The sequence below is a fragment of the Pseudoduganella sp. GW821-FHT12E03 genome (assembly GCF_058807115.1).
This window is the reverse complement of record NZ_JBXAQJ010000021.1, coordinates 1-20,279: the sequence shown is the minus strand read 5'-3', so window position 1 is coordinate 20,279 and position 20,279 is coordinate 1. Positions and strand designations below refer to the sequence as shown.

General features: G+C 59.3%; 17 protein-coding genes. 11 read left to right on the top strand and 6 right to left on the bottom strand.

What is annotated here, in order from left to right; translation table 11 throughout:
* The first annotated feature begins 21 nt into the window (after nucleotides 1-21).
* From asnB to AC1RRC_RS32270, 5 genes are all read left to right on the top strand, one after another.
* Complete coding sequence (asnB, locus tag AC1RRC_RS32290) at nucleotides 22-1,890, top strand: asparagine synthase (glutamine-hydrolyzing) (RefSeq protein ID WP_493059963.1); 1,869 nt, start codon at nucleotides 22-24, stop codon at nucleotides 1,888-1,890.
* Nucleotides 1,891-1,933: 43 nt separating this feature from the next.
* Nucleotides 1,934-3,604, top strand: coding sequence for a cyclic peptide export ABC transporter (locus AC1RRC_RS32285; protein WP_493059961.1), 1,671 nt, complete (start codon nucleotides 1,934-1,936; stop codon nucleotides 3,602-3,604).
* Entirely contained in the window at nucleotides 3,601-4,353 is a 753-nt protein-coding gene (locus AC1RRC_RS32280; RefSeq protein WP_493059960.1) for a thioesterase II family protein, read from the top strand. Before AC1RRC_RS32285 ends, AC1RRC_RS32280 begins: the two co-directional genes overlap by 4 nt.
* Before the next feature lie 64 nt (nucleotides 4,354-4,417).
* On the top strand, nucleotides 4,418-5,140 hold the full coding sequence (locus tag AC1RRC_RS32275) for a hypothetical protein (protein ID WP_493059959.1): 723 nt from the start codon (nucleotides 4,418-4,420) through the stop codon (nucleotides 5,138-5,140).
* Between the two features lie 666 nt (nucleotides 5,141-5,806).
* Nucleotides 5,807-6,616, top strand: coding sequence for a helix-turn-helix transcriptional regulator (locus AC1RRC_RS32270; RefSeq protein ID WP_493059958.1), 810 nt, complete (start codon nucleotides 5,807-5,809; stop codon nucleotides 6,614-6,616).
* A 67-nt stretch (nucleotides 6,617-6,683) separates the two neighbouring features.
* Here AC1RRC_RS32270 and AC1RRC_RS32265 read toward each other — a convergent pair whose 3' ends face one another.
* The 3 genes from AC1RRC_RS32265 to AC1RRC_RS32255 all read right to left on the bottom strand — a co-directional run bounded on the left by AC1RRC_RS32265 (nucleotide 6,684) and on the right by AC1RRC_RS32255 (nucleotide 9,288).
* Entirely contained in the window at nucleotides 6,684-7,418 is a 735-nt protein-coding gene (locus AC1RRC_RS32265; protein ID WP_493059957.1) for a hypothetical protein, read from the bottom strand.
* A gap of 44 nt (nucleotides 7,419-7,462) precedes the next feature.
* The gene (locus tag AC1RRC_RS32260) at nucleotides 7,463-8,749 is read right to left on the bottom strand and encodes a cytochrome-c peroxidase (RefSeq protein WP_493059955.1); all 1,287 of its coding nucleotides are present in this window, start codon (nucleotides 8,747-8,749) and stop codon (nucleotides 7,463-7,465) included.
* A gap of 98 nt (nucleotides 8,750-8,847) precedes the next feature.
* Nucleotides 8,848-9,288: a FixH family protein gene (locus AC1RRC_RS32255; protein WP_493059953.1), complete on the bottom strand. Its 441-nt coding sequence runs from the start codon at nucleotides 9,286-9,288 to the stop codon at nucleotides 8,848-8,850.
* 179 nt (nucleotides 9,289-9,467) lie between these two features.
* On the opposite strand from AC1RRC_RS32255, the gene AC1RRC_RS32250 reads away from it, so the two are divergent.
* From AC1RRC_RS32250 to AC1RRC_RS32230, 5 genes are read left to right on the top strand one after another with little or no spacing between them, the layout of a single operon-like run.
* Nucleotides 9,468-10,454, top strand: a complete 987-nt coding sequence (locus AC1RRC_RS32250) for a tetratricopeptide repeat protein (RefSeq protein WP_493059951.1) — start codon at nucleotides 9,468-9,470, stop codon at nucleotides 10,452-10,454.
* 53 nt (nucleotides 10,455-10,507) lie between these two features.
* Entirely contained in the window at nucleotides 10,508-11,245 is a 738-nt protein-coding gene (locus AC1RRC_RS32245) for an iron-containing redox enzyme family protein (RefSeq protein ID WP_493059950.1), read from the top strand.
* Nucleotides 11,242-12,816 carry an AMP-binding protein gene (locus AC1RRC_RS32240; RefSeq protein ID WP_493059946.1) on the top strand — a complete coding sequence of 525 codons (1,575 nt, stop codon included), beginning with the start codon at nucleotides 11,242-11,244 and terminating at the stop codon, nucleotides 12,814-12,816. The genes AC1RRC_RS32245 and AC1RRC_RS32240 overlap by 4 nt, the downstream gene beginning before the upstream one ends.
* Complete coding sequence (locus tag AC1RRC_RS32235; RefSeq protein WP_493059944.1) at nucleotides 12,813-13,094, top strand: acyl carrier protein; 282 nt, start codon at nucleotides 12,813-12,815, stop codon at nucleotides 13,092-13,094. The genes AC1RRC_RS32240 and AC1RRC_RS32235 overlap by 4 nt, the downstream gene beginning before the upstream one ends.
* A 37-nt stretch (nucleotides 13,095-13,131) precedes the next feature.
* Nucleotides 13,132-13,620: a transcriptional regulator gene (locus AC1RRC_RS32230; RefSeq protein WP_493059943.1), complete on the top strand. Its 489-nt coding sequence runs from the start codon at nucleotides 13,132-13,134 to the stop codon at nucleotides 13,618-13,620.
* 37 nt (nucleotides 13,621-13,657) lie between these two features.
* Here the strand turns inward: AC1RRC_RS32230 and AC1RRC_RS32225 are convergent, their stop codons facing one another.
* From AC1RRC_RS32225 to AC1RRC_RS32215, 3 genes are read right to left on the bottom strand one after another with little or no spacing between them, the layout of a single operon-like run.
* Nucleotides 13,658-14,614 carry an amidohydrolase family protein gene (locus tag AC1RRC_RS32225; RefSeq protein WP_493059941.1) on the bottom strand — a complete coding sequence of 319 codons (957 nt, stop codon included), beginning with the start codon at nucleotides 14,612-14,614 and terminating at the stop codon, nucleotides 13,658-13,660.
* On the bottom strand, nucleotides 14,611-15,309 hold the full coding sequence (locus tag AC1RRC_RS32220) for a GNAT family N-acetyltransferase (RefSeq protein ID WP_493059940.1): 699 nt from the start codon (nucleotides 15,307-15,309) through the stop codon (nucleotides 14,611-14,613). The genes AC1RRC_RS32225 and AC1RRC_RS32220 overlap by 4 nt, the downstream gene beginning before the upstream one ends.
* A gap of 58 nt (nucleotides 15,310-15,367) precedes the next feature.
* Nucleotides 15,368-16,402 carry a PLP-dependent cysteine synthase family protein gene (locus AC1RRC_RS32215; RefSeq protein ID WP_493059938.1) on the bottom strand — a complete coding sequence of 345 codons (1,035 nt, stop codon included), beginning with the start codon at nucleotides 16,400-16,402 and terminating at the stop codon, nucleotides 15,368-15,370.
* Nucleotides 16,403-16,904: 502 nt separating this feature from the next.
* Here AC1RRC_RS32215 and AC1RRC_RS32210 point away from each other — a divergent pair.
* On the top strand, nucleotides 16,905-20,279 hold a 3,375-nt coding region (locus AC1RRC_RS32210), incomplete at its 3' end, for a condensation domain-containing protein (protein WP_493059937.1).

Genomic DNA, 20,279 nt, shown 5'->3' with positions numbered 1-20,279 from the left:
ATCAACAAACAAGACATCCTTATGTGCGGAATAGCAGGCACCTTTAATCTGAGCCATCGTGCGCCCGTGACGACCGACGTCCTGGTGCGCATGGCCGACCAATTGATTCATCGCGGCCCCGACGACGCAGGCTATTGCATCAAGAATGAAGCCGGCCTGGCATTCCGCCGGCTGTCCATCATCGACCTGGCAAACGGCAACCAGCCCTTCTTCAGCGAGAACAAATCGGTTGTCGCCATCTGCAACGGCGAAATCTACAACTACAAGGAATTGCGCCGCGACTTGCAGCTCAAAGGCCATGTATTCAAGACGGAATGCGACGTTGAAGTGCTGATTCCGCTCTATCAGGAATACGGCGTCGAGTTCATCGACAAGTTAAACGGGCAATTCGCGCTGGCGATCTTCGACGATGACAGGAAACGCCTGCTGCTGGCGCGGGATCATGTCGGCATTTGTCCGCTGTTTTACACCGTCGCCAACAACACCTTGATTTTCGGCTCCGAGATCAAGGCGATACTCGCCCATCCACTGGTCAGCAAATCCGTTGACATGCAGGGGCTCGACCAGGTACTCACGTTCCCCGGGGTGGTCAGCCCGGTCACCATGTTCAAGGGCATACACTCGATACGTCCGGGACACTACCTGTTGGCACGCCCGGACGGCTACCTCAAAGAGCATGAATATTGGGACCTCGACTACCCGACCGCCACGCTGAAGCCATGCAGCGACGACGAGTACATTGAGGAATTCGACGAAATCCTGCGGCGCGCCGTGACCGACCGGCTCAATGCCGACGTGCCTGTCGGTTTTTACCTGAGCGGCGGGCTTGACTCGTCGCTGATCGGCGCCATTACCCACAACGTTGCGCCGGACCGTGCGCGGCATTCGTTCTCGGTTGTGTTTGCCGACCAGGATATCGACGAGCGCCAGTTCCAGCACGCGTTCAACCGCGAAATCGCCACCCATCACCACGAGATCCCTTTTGACTGGGCACAGGTCGCCGACCGCATCAAGAAAGCGGTCTATCACGCGGAAACCCCGCTCAAGGAATCGTACAACACGTGCTCGCTGGCCCTGTCGGAATGCGTGCGGGACAGCGGCGTGAAAGTCGTGCTTACCGGCGAGGGATCGGACGAGCTGTTTGCCGGCTATGTCGGCTACCGGTTCGATGTGATGCGGGCGGCGCAAGCCCGGGGCGACGACTTTTCCGACATGCTGGAAGAAGAGGAACGCCACCTCTTGTGGGGTAACCGTCATTTCCTGTATGAGACCAATTACGCCGCGCTCAAGGAATCCAAGCTCAGCTTGTATAGCGCGGCCGCGGCGGAACGTTTTCCTGAATTTAACGCCGTCCGCGCCAATGTCGTCAATAAAGCCAGGCTCGCCGGCCGGCATCCGATCCACCAGCGCTCGTATGTCGATTTCAAGCTGCGGCTATCGGACCACCTGGTGGCGGACCACGGCGACCGCGTTTCCTACGCCAACTCGATCGAAGCCCGCTATCCATTCCTCGACATCCGCTTGATTGAGTTTGCCAAGCGGCTGCCGCCACGACTGAAACTCAACGGCATGATTGAAAAGTACATTGTCAAGCAGGCGGCGAGGCGATACCTTCCCGCCGCCATTTGCGACCGCGAGAAATTTGCTTTCGTGGCGCCGGGCAGCCCCCCCCTGCTGGCGCAGAACATCGAATGGATCAACGACATGCTGTCCTCGGAAAGGATCCGGCGGCAGGGGTATTTCAACCCGACGACCATTGAAAAACTGAAAAAGATTTATTCCCGTCCGAACTTCAAGCTCAATTTGCCATTTGACAGCGACTTGCTGATGACGGTCCTGACATTCGGGATTTTTCTTGAAGCGTTTGATATGCCCGATTACATGGCGTGAGATTGCGCGCCGCGCACCTTTATCTCCACAACACCACCACACGATGAACCTGATTAAGTTTCTCTATCGCCAGTCTGCACGTTTGCTCTTGCTTGCCTCGATCGCCAGCCTGATTTCCGGCGTCAGTGGCGCCGCCCTGGTTGCCATCATTGGTAAAGCGGTTGGCGGCTCCGGCGACCACACTACGCTGGCGCTGATGTTTTTCGGCGCCAGCCTCCTGCACCTCGCAGCAAAATCCTGTTCTGAAATTTCTTTGCTGCATGTGACCCAGGAAGCGATTTTCAAATTGCGTACAACGCTATGCCGCAAATTATTGGCAACGCCTCTGAAAAAACTGCAGTCGCTCGGCAAGGATGGCCTATACGTGATTCTCACGCGGGATGTCGACACCTTCATGAATGCATTCCAACTGCTGCCGCTCGCCTTTGGCAACGTGATCATCATCCTGGTTTGCATGGGCTATATGGCCTGGCTGTCGTGGCAGCTCTTCATCATGTTCACGCTGTGCCTGGTCGTCTCCGTGATGGGTTACGCGCTTGCCGAGCGCCGTCCGCTGGCGCAGCTGCGCAAAATCCGGGACCAAATGGATATCGTGTACGAGCATTTCCGCAGCCTGATCGAGGGCAGTAAGGAATTGCAGCTCAACGCATCGCGCGGCACCACGTTTATCGACGGCGTCATCACGCCCAGCACGCGTCACTTCAAGGACCTGGTCGTCAAATCCCTGTCGGCCTATACCTGGGTCCAGAATGTGGGGACCAGCATCTTCTACCTGGTCATCGGCGCCTTGCTGTTCGTTGTGCCGCTGGCGATGCCGCAAGCGCCCGGCGTCCTCGTCACCATCACCCTGGTCCTGCTTTATATGATACGGCCCATCATCGAATTGATGAATGTGCTGCCGGTCCTGCGCCAGGCTGCCATTGCCCTGGACAAGACGGAACAATTGAACCACAGCCTGCCGGCGGCCGCGCCGCGCGTGCCGGGAATGAATCCATTTGGCGACGCGCCGCTGCGGCTGGAATTGTGCGGCGTAGGCCATCACTATGCTGCCGCCACGGAGGACAGCCAATTCATGATCGGCCCGCTCGACCTGACGATCACCCAAGGAGAGACTGTCTTCATTGTAGGCGGCAACGGTTCAGGAAAAACCACGCTCGCCATGGTCCTGCTGGGCCTCTACGAGGCTGAACAGGGCATCCTGAAATTGAACGGAATCCCGGTGACCGACGCCAACCGGGACGACTACCGGCAGTATTTCTCCGCCGTGTTTGCCGATTTCCACTTGTTCGAGCAATTGCTCACCAGCGAGCAGGACAATGTCAGCGCCCGCGCACACGCCTATATCGAATTGCTGCAGATGTCGCACAAGGTCAAACTTGTCGACGGCCAGTTTTCGACGGTCGACTTGTCGACCGGCCAGCGCAAGCGCCTCGCGCTGGTATCGTCCTACATCGAGGATCGCGCAGTGTACCTGTTCGATGAATGGGCGGCCGACCAGGATCCGGCATTCAAGCGTGTCTTCTACACCAAGCTGCTGCCGGACTTGAAGGCGCGCGGCAAGACGGTCATCGTGATCACCCATGACGACGCCTATTTCAGCTTTGCCGACCGGATCATCCGGCTCGAGGATGGCCATTTGAAGGATGGACGGACCCATGCCCCGGCCGGGCATATCGACGGTGCCCACGCCGCCGCATCGCAGGAGGCGGCATGATTACCAACCCATGGCTGATGACCAAGTCCGGCCCGCCCCGGCAAAAGCGCCTGTACTGCTTTTCCTACGCGGGCGGCAGCGCCACGGCCTTCCTGCCCTGGGAGTCCGGAATCGACCCATTGGTCGAGATTTGCGCAGTCGAACTGCCGGGACGCGGCAGGCGTATGATGGAATCCTGCTATGCCACCCTGCCCGCACTGGTTGCAGACCTTGCCCAGGTTATTGCGCGCGAAAGGGGGCTGCCGTTCGCATTTTTCGGCCACAGTCTCGGCGGCCTGGTTGCGTTTGAATTGGCGCGATACTGCAAAGCCCGCCATTTGCCCGTGCCGGAGCATTTATTTATCTCCGGTTGTGCGGCGCCTCAGAACCGCCGCCCCATGCGCCGGCTGCATGAGCTTCCAGACCATGCGCTGATCGACGTCCTGAAAGAGTATAACGGCACGCCGTCCGCGGTACTGATGCACCAGGAGTTGATGGCGCTGATGTTGCCCACCATCCGCGCGGATTTCCGCCTCGTTGCCGACTACCGGTACCATCCAGCGCCGCCACTGGCCATCCCGATCACGGTATTGGCGGGACGAAGCGATGACCTGGTTTCACAGCAGGTTCATGGATGGAAAAACGAAACCACCGCGCCATGCCACATCGAATGGTTTGACGGCGATCACTTTTTCATTCAACCGCAGCAGGACGCCGTGATTGCCTGCCTGAATGCAGCGCTGAGCCCCTTGAAGGGATCTTGCAGTTAGGGTGCAGGAGAGCGCCGGCAGATCGGCTGGACGAATTCGAAAGGCACATTCCGGGAGAGGCCGTATGAACGATCATGGCTTGCATGCGGCAGGGCGCCAATGCCTGGCCGGCGTACAACCGCCCCGCCGAACAGGCCGGCGCGCGGTGCTGTTCGCCCTGCTCGTTGCCGCGCATGGTGCGTTGTTTACTTTCTGTTGGCATCAGCAGCGGCCCGGCCGCGCGCCGCAGACGGTGGTGGTCCAGGTCCTGGCGCTGCTGCCGCAGCGCCAGGCAACCAAGTCCATACACAAGAAGCAGCCTGACCGTCAACAGTCGACGGCATTGCCCCGCACACAGGCCGCGCCCGCCACGGCTGCCGCCGAAATCCCGGAAAGCGCGCCCGTCACTGCGGTCAGCGAGCCAGCGCCGGCGGCCCCATCAGACCTCACCACGCCGCAGGGCCAACCTGATGGCGGCATCCGCTTCGATCAGATCAGACGCGATATCAGCAAGATCGACCGCGAACTGCGCGGTTCGGCGCCAGCCGTTCCCGAAGATCGGCCTGATTCGTTCCAGGCGCGCCTGGAGCGCGGCATCGCCGCCGCCGGACGGCAGGAGTCTTCCGGCTTCGTCCTGCACCGCTACGTCTCGCTGGACGGCATCACCATTTACCGGCGCACGCGCGCCAGCAGCGTCACTTGCCACATCGTCCCACCCGCCAGCGGTACATCTGCCGCGATGGGCAAGCGCGATGAACGCAGGACAGTGAAATGTCCGCCCGCCGATGCCGGGTGGGTGAAGGTATAACGGCGCGCACACTCGCCACAAGATACGACACTACTTTATTTTTCGGCGGGGTTATTTCAACCTGGCGGCCATTGAAAACCAGGAAAAGATTTATTCCGGTCCCAACTTCACGCTCAACCTGCCGCTATCGGCCAGCTGGAGCAGGTACCGGTGCGGTTTATTCCATGTCCGCATTCCCATGCCTCGCCATTGCCAGAAGAAAAGAGAAAAAAGTTACGCCGATGCATAAAAAATTTGAGCAAGTGTGACTTTTTGATAGTTTTCAAAATGCAAGTATGTAGTACCATTAACTACTTAATAATTAATTCACATTGTGACTTGGGGAGTCATCCCTATGACACAGTATTTATACGGCGAAGCCGCCATTGCAGCAAGTCGGCTTGGCTGTGCAACGGTAGCCAGCCGTTGCGGGAAGTAGCACTATTCAGCGGCAAATGCAGAGAAAAAGTTTCGTCATCCCCTCGCGAGAGCAACCCCGCATTCAAAGTGGCTGATACGCGAAGCGACCGCTGCGCCCGGAGGAAGTTTCAGGGTTTTTAAAACAAGAAATTCACTTTTCGCCCAAACCAGCGGATTAAGGACGTCATTGTCTACGACAATTTCAGTTACTAATAAGACAATTGCTTTACTGGAACAGTTTTAAGCTAAATTTAGGAAATTTTGTCCATGAATAATATCTCCATTACAATTGAGGAATTAAGCGAGTTACTGAAAATTACAGCTGAACTGGCCGACAATCCTATCAGTGAAGGTTGCTTATCTAATATTTTCAGTTCGCTGCGGAAGATAATTCCCTTCAATCATTGCGTGTTACTCCACGAACGCACGTTGGCCAATGGGGTAAATACTTTTCGCCATGAATTTATTGATGCGGGCGACAGCTCAATAACGCCTCATTATTCCGGCAAGGAAAATTTCAGCATTGAACAATACCTGGCGCAACACAACCTGGAAGACGTTCTCCAACATGCGTTCTATTGGACACCGGCCCCTTTTGCATGGAATGGCGGCACTATTGGCCCCAAAGTGGCGCCGGCGGCTGGACAGGGTATCGGCGCAAGCATTTCCCATCAGCCGCGCAATGCAGAGAGAGGTACCACGGCGCTATTGCTACAATGCCACGATGCGCCCTTTGTGGAACGGCACCTGGCCATGATCGATGTGGTGGTCGGTCATCTGCATCTGAGTTTGCTGAACGACCCCGCTTTCGCGGAGGACATGCCAAGTTTCGCAGACTTGACCAGCAAGGAATCCAAAGTGATGCAGTGGGCGATCAAGGGCAAAACCTCATGGGAAATCGGCAAAATCCTGTCGATCTCCGAACGCACTGTCAAATTTCACTTGGCCAATATCTATACGAAGTTCAAGGTCACGAACCGCGTACAGGCGGTCTCGGTCGCAACCAGCGGACGCATGAACATTGCCGGCAACGCGCCAGGCATGAGCAAGGAAATCAGCTTGGTGACGAAGACGTAACCGTACCGGCCGGCACGGCAATCGCCGCGCCCCGGAATAGCGTGATGCGTGCGGCGATGATCCGCCGTCAGCCCGGCGGCGCCTCTGCATCAATATCGAACTCGATCAACGCATCATCCGGCCAGCTTTGATCCGCCAAGGGCGGCAAGAAGCTCTCGTCCTTTACCGGCAAAGCGGCACGGCGGCTGCCGGATACGATCATCGCACCATCCAGCGTACCGGGTGAGGCGTGCCAGAAATCGCCTGACTTGGCCTCGCACCAATCGGCGCCGCCCAACAAGGTGGTGATCGTGGCGCGGGCGACGATGCCCAGTTCATGCTTGACGGCAGCGATCAGCACCTTGCATTCTAGCCGCAAATCGCCAAGGCGCATGACATTGGCAGGCAAGCCGGGAGTGCGTACCTGAGGCAAGCCTTCGAACTGCCCATTACTCCGGTTCAATACCAGCTTGGCATCGGCATCCAAGGCGGCTTGGTCACGAGGCAGGGTAAAGCTGCCGTCAGGCGCCAGTGCGACCGGAATATTCAATTCCGCCGCCTCGATCTTCAGGCTCAGGCTATTCAGCCCGGCGCGCGCACGCTTGCTCTTGCCAATCAGGCGGAAGCGCAACTCCGCTGCAGCGGGTGCAAGTCCATGATTTTTTTCAAACGCATCCAGGCCCGCCATCAAGGTGCGATAGGAACGAAGCTCGGGGTTCTTGACACTGCTGACCGTGACCGTGGGGATAGCCTCATCGGCACAAGCGGGAGAGATTACGCCTGACAGCAGGCAGGCTAACAGGGGGGAAATTAATTTATTCATAAACTCAATATAATCATGCGCCGCCACTCTGCGCAACTGTGCAGCTATCGTGGCTCAAGCTCGCGGCCGTTTTCCAGGACCGGGCCGGACAAGGTTCCCAGGAAAGCCACCAGGTCGGCGACCTCCTGCTCCGATAAACGCAGCGGCGCACGTTCATTCTTGCCAACCACGGCTGCCGGCGCTGCGGCATAGTGCCGCACCACATCGGTCAACGACTCCAGCGTCCCGGCATGCATATACGGTGGCCGCAATGCGACGTTCCGCAAACCCGGGGTCTTGAATGCGCCGAGCAAGGCAGGGTCGTTGCTGGCGATGAAGCGCAATTCGTTGCATTGCGCGGGGGCCGCGCTGTATTTACCCAAGCAATTGAACTCGTCCGCCTTCACCACGGATACAGCCTGCTGGCGCCCCAGGTCCGGCTGCCTGCGGTCTCGCGGCGCCACTCCAGTATTATGAAAATGCTGATCGGTCAGCAAGGGGCCGTTATGGCACGTAACGCATTGCGCCTTGTTGATGAACAAACGCAAGCCGCGCTTCTCCTGCGCGTTGAGCATGGCGGACGCCGCGGCATCGTCGTTCAGCGCGGCCTTCACATAACGGTCCAGCCGCGATTCGCCATAGGAAAGTGTTTTTTCATACGCGGCCAAGGCTTTGCCGCCGTTGGCAAATACCGTGGACACAGCCTGGCGCCGCGCTTCATCCAAGGCATTCCAGGCAGAGCGCTCGGACGCCGTCCCCAGCGGCCCCGCATTCTGAGGCAACTGGCTCAAATCCGGCATATTGCCAAAGACATTTTCGTACTCCGTGCGGTAATGCTGACGCAGCAGTTGCGCAAAGCGCAGCCGGTTAGTACCGTGTTCGTTCGGATCCTCCAGCGGCCCAAGGGCTTGGGCCCACAGGCTGTCCTTGCGTCCATCCCAAAACAGGAAGGGGCTGCGGCCGGCATCGACCACCGGCATCGAACGCCGGGTGCCCGTGCCCATGCCAACACCGAGGGGACGGCCATCCTGGAATTGCTTGGAAGGATCGTGACAACTGGCACAAGAGACGGCGCCGTTCGCACTGAAACGTTTGTCGAAAAAGATTCGTTTACCTAATGCGGCAGCGCCTGCCTGTCCCTCGACCGCATTGCTCGGGTCTGCGGGCGCCGGCTCCAGCTTGTTCAGTTGCAGCGAGGCCAAAACCGCGCGTTCATCCTTGTTCCAGCGGTCCCCCCAGCCAAACAGGTCGAAGCCGCGGGCCGCAACCAGCGGTACAGCACTACCAACAAACAGTATTCCAACCAGCAGCGGCCAGCGCAGCCGGCTCCGGAGGGATGTTTTGAACCCCATAAACCCTCGACATATACGACAGCCGGCAACATCGCCGGACTGGTTACAGGACAAAGCGCAACACCGGTTGCGCCTCACCGACCGATGAACAGCCGCGCTCAGGGCGCTTTCGGGACCACGGTATTGAACGTGATTTGGTCTTTGCCCCGGCTCGATTGAATATCGAGTTTAATCTCCCACCAGCCTGTCATGCTGAACTTCATACCCTCCAACAGGTACTGGCCATCCCCATTCGCCTTGGTCACTTGGGGTTGAGTCGGCAAACCATGCCCGTGCTGCGGCATGCCGCCGTCGACGGCAATGCGGGCATCGTCTACTGGCTTGCCGTCCGGCGTCGTCAGTTTGACGCTCCAGGAATGGATTTTGTTGACAGCTACCGGCTGGGCCAACGGCTGCAGCGCGACACCATAGATCTTTTGGGCGCTCGACCGGTCCAGCGACAAATTCAAACCGGCCGGTGGTTCCGTGTGCGCCATGCAGCCTGACAATATGAACAGGCTGGCCATCGCCAGGGTCGCGCCCCAAATATTTCTGAACATAAAATTTGCCTTATAAAAAAGTAGTCTGTCCAGGATGGTAAACGCTATCGCCCGCCTTCCCTAGCTGTGCGAGGGGACAGGTGGCAGACGGCGCGGACCTCTGTATCATTTTCTCGGTGCGTAGTGCCTTTGCCTTCGACAAAGCCGCACCCCCGTTTATTTAAGAGGAATGTCGACTCATGAACAAGCCCGCCAGCATTGCGCTAGCGACCTGCCTGCTGCTTGGTGTGCCAAGCGTCCACGCCAACGACTATGCTGCAGCGTTGAAAGCAAAACGATTCCAGGATGTCGAGCGCCAGGCTGATGCAGCACTCGCCCTGAATGCACGAGACCCCGTTGCCCTGCGCGCCAAAGTCGATGCCTTGCTGGGCATGGCGGCCGAGAATCGCCTGGACGAAGCGATCAAACTGGCCGAGCAATGCGTTGCCAGCCATCCCAGGCAGTCCCTCTGCCATGAAGCGCTCGGCAACGCGCTGGGCACCAAAGCCATCAATGCCGGCATCTTTTCGGCAATGGGTTACGCGGGCAGGATACGTGATGCCTTCCGCACCGCCGTCGACCTCGACCCCAAAAACCTGTCAGCGAGATTCTCCCTGCAACAGTATTACCTGAGTGCACCAGGCATCGTGGGCGGCAGTAGCGGGAAAGCCCAGGCATTGGCGGCCGACACTGGCAAGCTCCACCCCGAAGCAGCAAAGCTGATGCTGGCCTTGATCGATGTCAAGAACGAAGATGTCAGCAAGGCCGAGGCGGTCCTGGTGGCGCTGGCGCAGCCGGATTCGGAAACAATGGCGGACCAGCAGCGCGATGGCTGGTGGAGCATCGGCCAGTTTTACATGCAAAACAAAAAGTACAGCGACGCCGGAAGGGTCTACCGTACGCTGCAAACGCGCTTTCCTGACAGTGAACTGGGGCCGTATGGCTTGGCGCGTGTTCTGCAGGAACAGGGCGAGAACCGCGAATCGCTGGCTCTTTTCGAAAAGGCCGCCGCGCTGGAGCCGCGTTCCTTTATCTACTACCGGATGGGGCAGGCGCTGCAAGCCATCAAATCCGAATCCAAGGCTATCAGCGCCTATACCAAAGCGTTGTCCCTGCCGCCAGCGCTGAGCAAGAAGTTGCGCGACGATGCGGAAGCACAACTGAAACAGCTCAGGGACGCCCGCTGAAGGCCCCTGAGCGCCCCTCCCAAGTAGTCCACACCCACTGAGGAATTGAAGCTATGTTGATGGAAAAAGAAGCATTTGCGCTTGAGCTTCGCAAGGTTCTTGAAGCGCAATTGACGCTGGATCACCCGATATTCGCAGAGTTGTTCCGCGAAGAGCGCAACTGGAAACTGCTGAAGATGATCAGCCTGGAAGGCTATCAGATTACCCGCTATTTCCTGGAATATGTCGAGCACCTGTTCTTCCTGTGCCCGATTCCGATGCATAAGCGCCGCCTGCTCTTCAATCTGTTTGAGGAGGAAACGGGACGCCTGTCCAAAACCAAGAACCATGTGCACTTGATGGAAGACTTCCTGCGGGCCCAAGGCATTTCCGATGAAGAGCGCGATGCGCACCAGCCCTCGCCACAAACGCTGGAACTGATTCACTATCGCCTGCGCAATGTCAAAGGTGTTGGCACCTACCACATCGGCGCCGCCGCCGTCATGATCGCCAGCGAAGGCCAGAGCCTGGAAACCCGCGCCGGCGAAGCACGCCACTCCATCCTTGGCAAGGTGTATGGCCTGAGTGAAGAGAGCACCCGTTTCTTCTCCGTGCACCAAAAGGAAGACGAGGGCCATGTGCGCGAAGGCATCGCCCTCGTCGCGGACCTGTGCGTGACGGAAGAGATGCAACAGCAAGCACTGACCGCCGTGACGCACACCTGCCAGCTGTTCTGGGGCATGTATGAAAGTGTCGCTCAGCGGTACTGGGCCATGAAAGCGGACGAGTCGGCCATCAGCGAGGCGGCATGAGCGTGAACACCAACATGCGTTTGCAAGACATCCTGCCGCGCCTGGCAGGTGCGAGCGCGACCCTGTCCTTCGTCGCCGATGACGGCAAGGAAACAGTCCGCAGTTTCGACGAGCTGCATCACGACACGCGAGCGCTGGTTGCCCGGCTGCGGCAGATGGGCGTACAGCCTGGCGGGCGGATCGGCATCCTGGCCCCCAATTCCTATCACTGGATAGTATGGGATTTGGCGATTGCAGCCCTGCAATGCGTCTCCGTCGCCTTCCCGCAGGAGCGCCTGGCCGGCACGCTGAAGGAAGCCGTGCAGCGGCATCGCTTGCAACTGCTCGCCGTCGACCCTGCTTTCGTCGACCCGGACGCCCTGCACCATCCGCATGTGCTGGCATATGACGAGATGGATCCGCCGGCAGGCAAAGCAGCGCTGGACCAGGGGCACGTCGGCCATGCGCCGGGCACCCATTCGATGGTCTTCAGCTCCGGCACGACCGGCAAAACCAAGGGCCTCATCATCAGTGCCCCAGGCACGGAAAACCTGCTGAACCTGTACGGCAGCGCCTTCGGTGTCGAAGTGGACGAGCGCATGCTGACCTTCCTGCCGTTTGCAAACTACCAGCAACGAATGGCGTATTACTTCTGTCTTTACCACGGCATCGACTTCGTTTATCTGCCCTTCCCGCGCCTGTTCATCGGGCTCAAGAAATATCGCCCCAGTTACATCATCGCCCCGCCAGTCTTCTATGAGTCGCTGCAAGCGATGGCGCAAAGCGTACCTTTACCCAAACCCGGCCAGGACGCCGCCCCAGTCGACATCGGCGCACGCCTGTCTGGCTTGCTGGGCGGAGGCATTCGTTACCTGATCACGGGAATGGCGCCCATCAAGCGCCACACCCTGGACTTCTTTTGGCAACATGGCGTCCAGCTGTTCGAAGCCTTCGGCATCACGGAAGCCGGCATGGTCGCCTGGAACAAACCCGGCTGGGTTAAAGTCGGCACGGTCGGTATGCCGGCAGAACCCGGCAGCGTCAGCCTCAGCGAGGAAGGTGAAGTCATCATTACCCGCAATGCCTTGCTTTCGCTCGGCTACTTCGATGCCGCCGACGATGATGTCCGCAGCACCTTTGTCGGCCCCAATTCGGTGGCGACCGGCGATATCGCCTGTTTCGACGATGAAGGCTATCTGACGATCGTCGGGCGCAAAAAAGATGCCATCCTCACCAAGGCCGGCGAGAAATTCCATCCGGAACCCATCGAAGCGCAGATCCAGTCCCATCCAGCCGTCGAGGTGGCAGTGGTGCTGGGTGGTGATGGCTTGCCAGGCATTACCGCCTTGATTTCCACCTCCGTGGCCGGGGATAACGCCGCCTGCACCGCCATTCGCCAGCACATCGAAGCGATCAATGCGGATTTGCCGGTGTTCCAGCAAGTTAAACGGGTTGAATTTACAACGCTGCAATTCAGTATTGCCAACGACTTCCGTACAAAAAACATGAAGCTGAACCGTAAATCCATCCATCGCGCGTTCCTGCAACATGGCATCGGTCTAGGCCACTCCACCATGGAGCAGGCAGCATGAGCGCCCCTTCCCTGCTGCTGCCCGACTTCGTCCACCTGATCAACCAGGTCATCTCGATCCAGGTCGATGCGGCCACCATCGGCAATGACACCACCATCGCTGGCGATCTGGCACTTGATTCCATTTCACTGGTGTCGCTGGTGACTTTGTGCGAGGAACACTTTGCAATCGACCTGTCGGCCAACGTGGAGGCGATTGCCGATCTGGTCACCGTGGGCGACGCCTTGCAACTGATTGCTGCTGCCCGGGAGGGAAGCACGGTGGCGACAGCCGGTTAGAGCCGGTCCAGCCGTTTTTTTACAAAGGTTTACTTTCATGGAAACGTACAAGCGGACACGCCGAACACCGCCGCCAGCAGCGGCGCCGGGCCGGCTGGAGCCAATTACTCCGGCGCAGAATATAGCAACCCGCAATTATCAAGTGAGCATCAAGCCGCTGGCTTTTTTCCGTCCCTCGGAACATGTCGACCCGGACCATGTGGAACGTTTGGTGGCCTTGATCGGCGCAGCCCAGGTCTGGACCACGCCGATCCCCGTGGTGGCCGACCATGGCATCGTTATGGATGGCAATCACCGCGTGCATGCGGCAAAACTGTTGGGATTGCAGTATCTGCCTTGCGTGCCGCTCGAGTATTCGGATCACCGCGTCTCGGTCCGGCACTGGGACGACGGCGCGCCGTTTTGCATCGACACGATCTGCCGTACCATACTCGGTAACCAGATCTTTCCATACAAGACCACACGGCATTCGTTTGATCCCGTGCTGCCGAGTACGGAGATCGCGCTCAGCCTGCTCGGCGGCTGAAATCGGACGAGCAGGCGGGGCTGGCGCGCAGCAAGCCTTACGGCCTGCCCGCCTCCCCCAGTAAACGCAGCATATTGGCTGACATCAACCATTGACGCTGGACGGCGGAAACTTGGCTGAGCGGTCCGTCGGCGGCCAGGAAGCTGGCCATGACCTTCCTGTGGCCGCCGGAAAACCGGAACACCGGCCAGTCGGTGCCAAACAGGATCTTGTGGTTGATATTCTTCTTGAACAGCTCGGCCAACGCCGCTTGCCAGCCGCCCGGATGGGTCGAGGAAAGAAACGCGCTGGTATCGAGATAGAGATTGGGCCGATACCCGCACAGCGCAACGCAATCGTCGACAAAATGAACCGCGCCATGGGCCAGGATGAAATTCACGTCGGGGAAATCGCGCGCCGCGCCATCGATCAGATAAGGCGCGGCGTAAGCGAAGTCCAGGCATGGACTGGTGGGGCCGATATGCAATAGCACCGGCAGCTTGTGCTCGCGGCAAATCTCATAATACGGATACAGGGAACGGTCGCTGGGACTGTAGCCGCAAGGAGGATACAGCTTCAAGCCCTTGAAACCGTATTCCTTGACGCCGCGTTCGAACAAGCGCACTCCATCGCTTCCCCAGCGGGGATCGACACCGGCAAATACGAAGAAGCGGCCGGCGTGGCGCTGCAGGATCGCGGCATGTTCGGCGAACATCTCCTCGATCGTCAAAGGACACTTCAATGTATAAGTAAAGTCAGGCAACAATAGCACCGCGCGGCTCAGGCCCGCGCTATCCATTTCGCGCACCAGGGCATCGCCCTGATGATCCTGGTTCTGGCCCATATAGCTGTCCAGCAGGGCCGCCAGCGACTTGTTGACGCCGCTGGCTTGCATCTTCACCTGGATGTTGCGGCAAAAGCCTTCCAGGAAGGCTTCTGGCGTGAAACGGGTCGACGCGATGTGGCAATGCCCATCGATGATCTCGCCCGAATAAACGGAAGCAGCGTCGCTCATGCTGCGGCGCCCGCCGCCTTATCCGCCCGCGCCACGCCCTTGCCTTCAAACAGTGCCAGCACGCGCGCCCTGAGATCGCTCGTCTTTTGCATCATGTAATGACCGGCATGGACCTGGCCATCGGCGCGCGCATAGTCAGGCAGCATGCCATAGCTTTCGAAACCGAATTTGGTCCAGGTACGATGCGCCGGCGTGCCGGCCCGCACATCGAGCGTCAGCAAGTCGACGCCATCGAGTTCGCAGCGCGCGACGATTTCCAGGAAGGCGCACGGCAGCACCATCCCGCCGCGGTGCCGCTCCGCGATCATGCCTTTGGCCAGATCGCAGATATGGCGGTTGTTCGGATTGAGATTGCGCCGCAAGGTGCACAGGCCGATCAACTCGCCGGAACTGTGGTAAATGCACAGGAGGCGACACTTGCCGGCCGCCAGATTATCCCGTAGCTCGGCAATATATTTCTCCGCTTCCGCGTCGGCAATGGACTTGCCGAAGCCGATGATGGGTGCATTTTCCGTGGTCTCACGCATCAGGGTGATGATTTGCGCGGCCAACTCCGGGTCCACAGCATGGGACCACCGATAGGCGATATAGCTGTCCGCTCCCGCTCCCGCCCCCGCCCCCGCCCCCGCCCCCGCCCCCGCGTCCGGCGCAGCGAACCGGACTTCCTCTTGCACGACGCTTCGAATCATATTCATTGTTGCAGTTTCTCTTCCATTCATCATCACGCGCCGATCAGCGCGACATCGTTTTTTGTTAGTTAAGTACGGCCATCGGGTCGCTCAGGCGGTCGATCAGCTGGCTGATTTCCGCGCGGCCATCGGCCACCTGCACTAGCGCCCCCAGGTTGTTCTTGATCAGCCATTGATCGTCATAAATCGTTTCCAGGTATTTCAGGCCGCCATCCGGCAACACCAGCACGATATTGCATGGGCCGTTGACACTGGCGATGTACTCCTGGGCTGCATGGATCACGGAACCGGACGACCCACCCAGCAGCAAGCCGTCGCTGCGCGCCAGGTGGCGGCAGGCGGCAAACGCATCGAGGTCGGCAACCTTGATGACCTGGTCCACGTACGAATGCAGCATATTGCGTGGTGTGAAGCTCAGCCCCGTGCCATTTTGCAGGAAGGGCGTGAACTCGCCACCGAACACCACCGAGCCCTGCGGCTCGACGCCGATCACATGCACGTCGGGATGGACCGATTTCAAATACTTGGCTGTGCCGCTGAGATGACTACCGGTGCTGGCCGAACCGATCAGCACGTCGATCTTGCCGCCGGTCTGGGCGTAGATTTCCGGACCGGTATATTTGAAATGGGCCTCGATCGCCGCTGGATTGCTGTACTGGTCCAGATTCACACAGTTGGGATTGCGCTGCGCGATGGCCTTGGCCAGCGCGATGCGCTTCTTCTGAAAACTGCCGTTCTCATCCGGTGTCTGAACCAGTTCCACCTCGCCGCCATAAGCCTTGATCAAGGTAATGTTACTTTTCGGCGTCTTGGGGTCCAGCACGCAAATGAAACGGTATTTGTGCGCCGCGCACAGCATCGCCAGCGCATGGCCCATGTTGCCCGAGCTCGATTCGACGATCGTCGCTCCCGGCTGCAGCTGATGTTCGATGCGGGCCTGCTCCAACATGTGCAAGGCGCTGCGGTCTTTGACGCTATAGCCGGGATTCATCGATTCGAGCTTGCCGAAGACGTTGATATGTTTGCTGTCATTGGAGACACTGCCGAGTCGGATCAGTGGTGTTCCGCCGATCAGCTGATCGATCTTGTTCGCCCGCATAGGTATATTCCTTAGAAGAGAGTCGAAGGCCGGCCGTTCCTCCGCCTGTTACGCACTCGGACGGACGCCTGGTCGGACGCTGTAAAGTCGCTGCACAGTATCAGATCCGGTCCTGGCGGGAACCTGTCCATTCGTTCAAAGATGGCCGCCACACAAGCTCAAATGGCCTAAGGTACAGGTCCTGCCGAGGCGCACATCTGATACATTCGGCGTCGCCGTGGGCAGCCCGCCGGAATTGATCCGGACGCCGCTCCCACCCCCGAATTTTTCAGCCCTTTTATCAGAGTATTTATGTCCAGCTACGCCCGACAAACCCACGCCGTGCATCGCATTTTCCGTCCATCGTTAAATTGAATGGGAGGCTGCCGGCCTGGCACCTGGCCTGTTCATTCCCGCAGCGAACCACACCTGTGCCACCGATGGCATGGGCTCCCGTTCCCTGCTTCTGCGCCGCTGGAGCGTGGACGCCGTTCCCACAACGTTAATTTCTCTTAGGCTTATTATGGATACGCATGCCCGCAATCATTTCTCGACGCTGTTGGAACTGGCGCGCTACCGCGCATCGGCGCAATCCGGCACAGCCAGCCAGCCCGCGTTCACTTACCTGGAAGATGGCGAACAAGTCAGCGGCATGCTGACCTATGCCGAACTTGATCGCCGCGCCCGCTCGATCGCCGCCCATCTACAGGCCAATACCCAGCCTGGCGATCGCGTGTTGCTCGTCTATCCGCCAGGCCTGGAGTACATCGTTGCATTCTTCGCCTGCGTCTATGCCGGCGTGATCGCCGTCCCCGCCCTGCCGCCGGCAAACACCAAGACCCTGCCGCGGCTGCAACTGATCGCCCACGATGCCTCGCCCCGCATCGCGCTGACGCTGTCCAGCATCGCCAATCGCATGGCGCAATGGCGTGCCGATGCGGAAGCGGGCAACTTAGGTGCGCTGAACTGGCTGGCGTCGGACGTGCTGGCGGATGCCGTCGAACGCTGGCAAGAGCCAGCGCTCTCGTCGTCGGCCATCACCTTCCTGCAATACACGTCGGGCTCGACGGGAACCCCAAAGGGAGTGATGGTCAGCCACGCCAACATCCTGGCCAATGCGCGTCTGTTGCACGCCACCTTCGACATGCAGCCGGAGCAAACGCTGGTCTCCTGGCTGCCGCCCCATCATGACATGGGCCTGATCGGTAAAATCCTCTACCCGGTCTATGCCGGCTGCCACTGCATCCAGTTGCCACCGTCCGCCTTCCTGCTGCGCCCTTACCGCTGGCTCAAGCTGATGTCCGATTACCGCGCGCGCGGCACGGCTGCCCCCAACTTCGCCTACGAGCTGTGCGTCGGCAAGATCACCGATGAGCAAAAGCGCACGCTGGACCTGAGTGCGCTTGAATTCGCGCTCAACGGCGCCGAACCAATTCGGCCCGGAACCGTACAGCGCTTTACCGAATCATTCGCCGCCTGCGGCTTCCGGCCCGACGCCTGCATTCCAGTCTATGGCCTGGCCGAATCGACCTTGCTGGTGACGGCGCAAAAAAATACGCCGTCAGGCCACTTTCCGCCAGTCTTGGAGGTTAGCCGCAGCAAGCTGTACGCCCATCAGGTGAGTGCCGCCACCGATGCCGCCGACATCATCCCCTTGGTGTCGACAGGGTGCACCTCCGACGCCGATCATCGTGTATTGATCGCCGACCCCGACACCCTGATCCAACTGGCCGACGGCGCGGTCGGCGAAATCTGGGTGTGCGGACCGTCTGTCGCGCAGGGCTACTGGAACCGTGTGGAAGAAAGCGCGCATACCTTCGGCGTGCTGGTGGCCGGCACCGACAGCCAGCAGCGCTACCTGCGCACCGGCGACCTGGGCTTTATCCGCGATGGCGAGTTGTATGTTACCGGCCGCATCAAGGAAATGATGATTTTCAATGGCCGCAATGTCTATCCGCAGGACATCGAAGCCACCATCGAGAGGCTTGATCCCGCCTTCCGTTCCAGCGGTTGCGCTGTTTTCTCACTGGAGGAACAGTCGGCATCGCGGCTGGTCGTCATTCAGGAGATCGAATCGCGCAAGACACCCGCAGTCGATGGCTTGGCCGAGCGGCTGCGCGCCGAATTATCCGAACATCATCAGGTTTTCGATGTGGTCGCCATCGTGCTGGTCAAGGCCGGGCATATCCCCCGCACGTCCAGCGGCAAGCTGCAACGCCTGCGCTGCCGCGAACTGTTCCTGCAGGATGCGTTCAATGCGCAATGGGCATGGAACGCATCCCACCGTGCCGTCGCGGCCGGCGCGCAGCAGTCCATGGTTGCGCCGCGCACACCGTCGGAGCACCAACTGGCGAAAATTTGGCGGCAATTGTTTGACCTCGAGAGCGTCTCTGTCACAACTGACTTCCATACGCTAGGCGGGCACTCCCTGCTGGCCACCCAAATGATGGCCCGCATCCGGCAAGAATATGGCGTCGAGTTGCCGCTACGAACCTTGTTTGAAGCCCCCACCATTGAATTGCTGGCGGATCAACTCGACCTGATCCGCCAGCAACATGCCGGCGCCGCCCTGCCGGTGCTGGCGCCGGCGCAACGCGATGACGCGCCAGCCCTTTCATTTTCCCAACAACGCCTGTGGTTCCTGGAACAGTTTGAACCAGGCACCCCCCATTACAATATTCCCGTCGCAGTCCACCTGCTAGGCGCTTTCGATGTGGACGTCTTCCAGCGCGCTGTTACTGAAGTCGTGCGCCGCCACGAAGCGCTGCGCACCACCTTCACCGTAGCCGACGGTACGCCTCGGCAAATAGTATCTCCCCACAGTGAATTGCCGCAGTTCCTGCAAGACCTGGCGCAGGTGCCGGCGCCGGAACGCACAAACCATGTCCGCCGATTGATTCAGGAAGAAGCCCTAACTCCTTTCGATCTGGAAAACGGCCCGCTCTTGCGCCTGCGTCTGCTGCGGCTGGGCGGGGAGGAACACGTGGCATTGCTGACGATTCACCACATCGTGGCCGATGGCTGGTCGATGAGCGTACTGGGCCGGGAGATATCGGTCCTGTATGAAGCTTATCTGCGAGGTCGCCCATCGCCACTGCCTGCATTGGCCATCCAGTACGCCGACTATGCGCACTGGCAACGACAATGGTTGCACGGCGAACTGTTGGAGCGCCAACTGGCATACTGGCACACCCGGCTTCAGGGGGCGCCAGCCCTTCTGACGCTGCCGACCGACCGGCCACGGCCGCCGCGCCGCAACTACCAGGGCGCGAGCCTGGCCATCACTATTCCCGCAGCGACCGTAGCACCGCTGCGCCAGGTCGCCCGGCAAGCGCAGGCCACTTTGTTCATGGTCCTGAGCGCAGCCTTCAAGATCATGCTGGCGCGCCACAGTGGACAAAGCGACATCAGTATTGGCACCTTCATCGCCAACCGCGGCCACGCCGATGTTGAGGCCCTGATCGGCTTCTTCCTCAATACGCTGGTGCTGCGCTCACAGGTCGATTTGGATTTGCCTTTTTCCACCTTGCTGGAACAGGTACGTGCCACCACGCTGGATGCCTATGCCCATCAGGACGTACCGTTCGAACAGGTGGTCGAAGCAATGCATGCCGAGCGCCACGCAGGCCATACGCCGTTGTTCCAGGTCATGCTCAATCTGCGCAATACCCCGGACACGCAATTGTCGATGCCCGGCGTTCGTGCGGAATTGATGCCAGTGGACCACATCATTTCCAGATTCGACCTGGCCGTGGACATCGTCGAGCAAGGTGAGCAGCTCAAAGCCAAATTCGAGTACGATCAGACGCTGTTCGACGCCACCACCATTGCCCGCATGGCCGGCCATTTCAGCGGCCTGCTGGCGGCCATCGGCGCCGATCCCGCCTGTCCCGCCGGC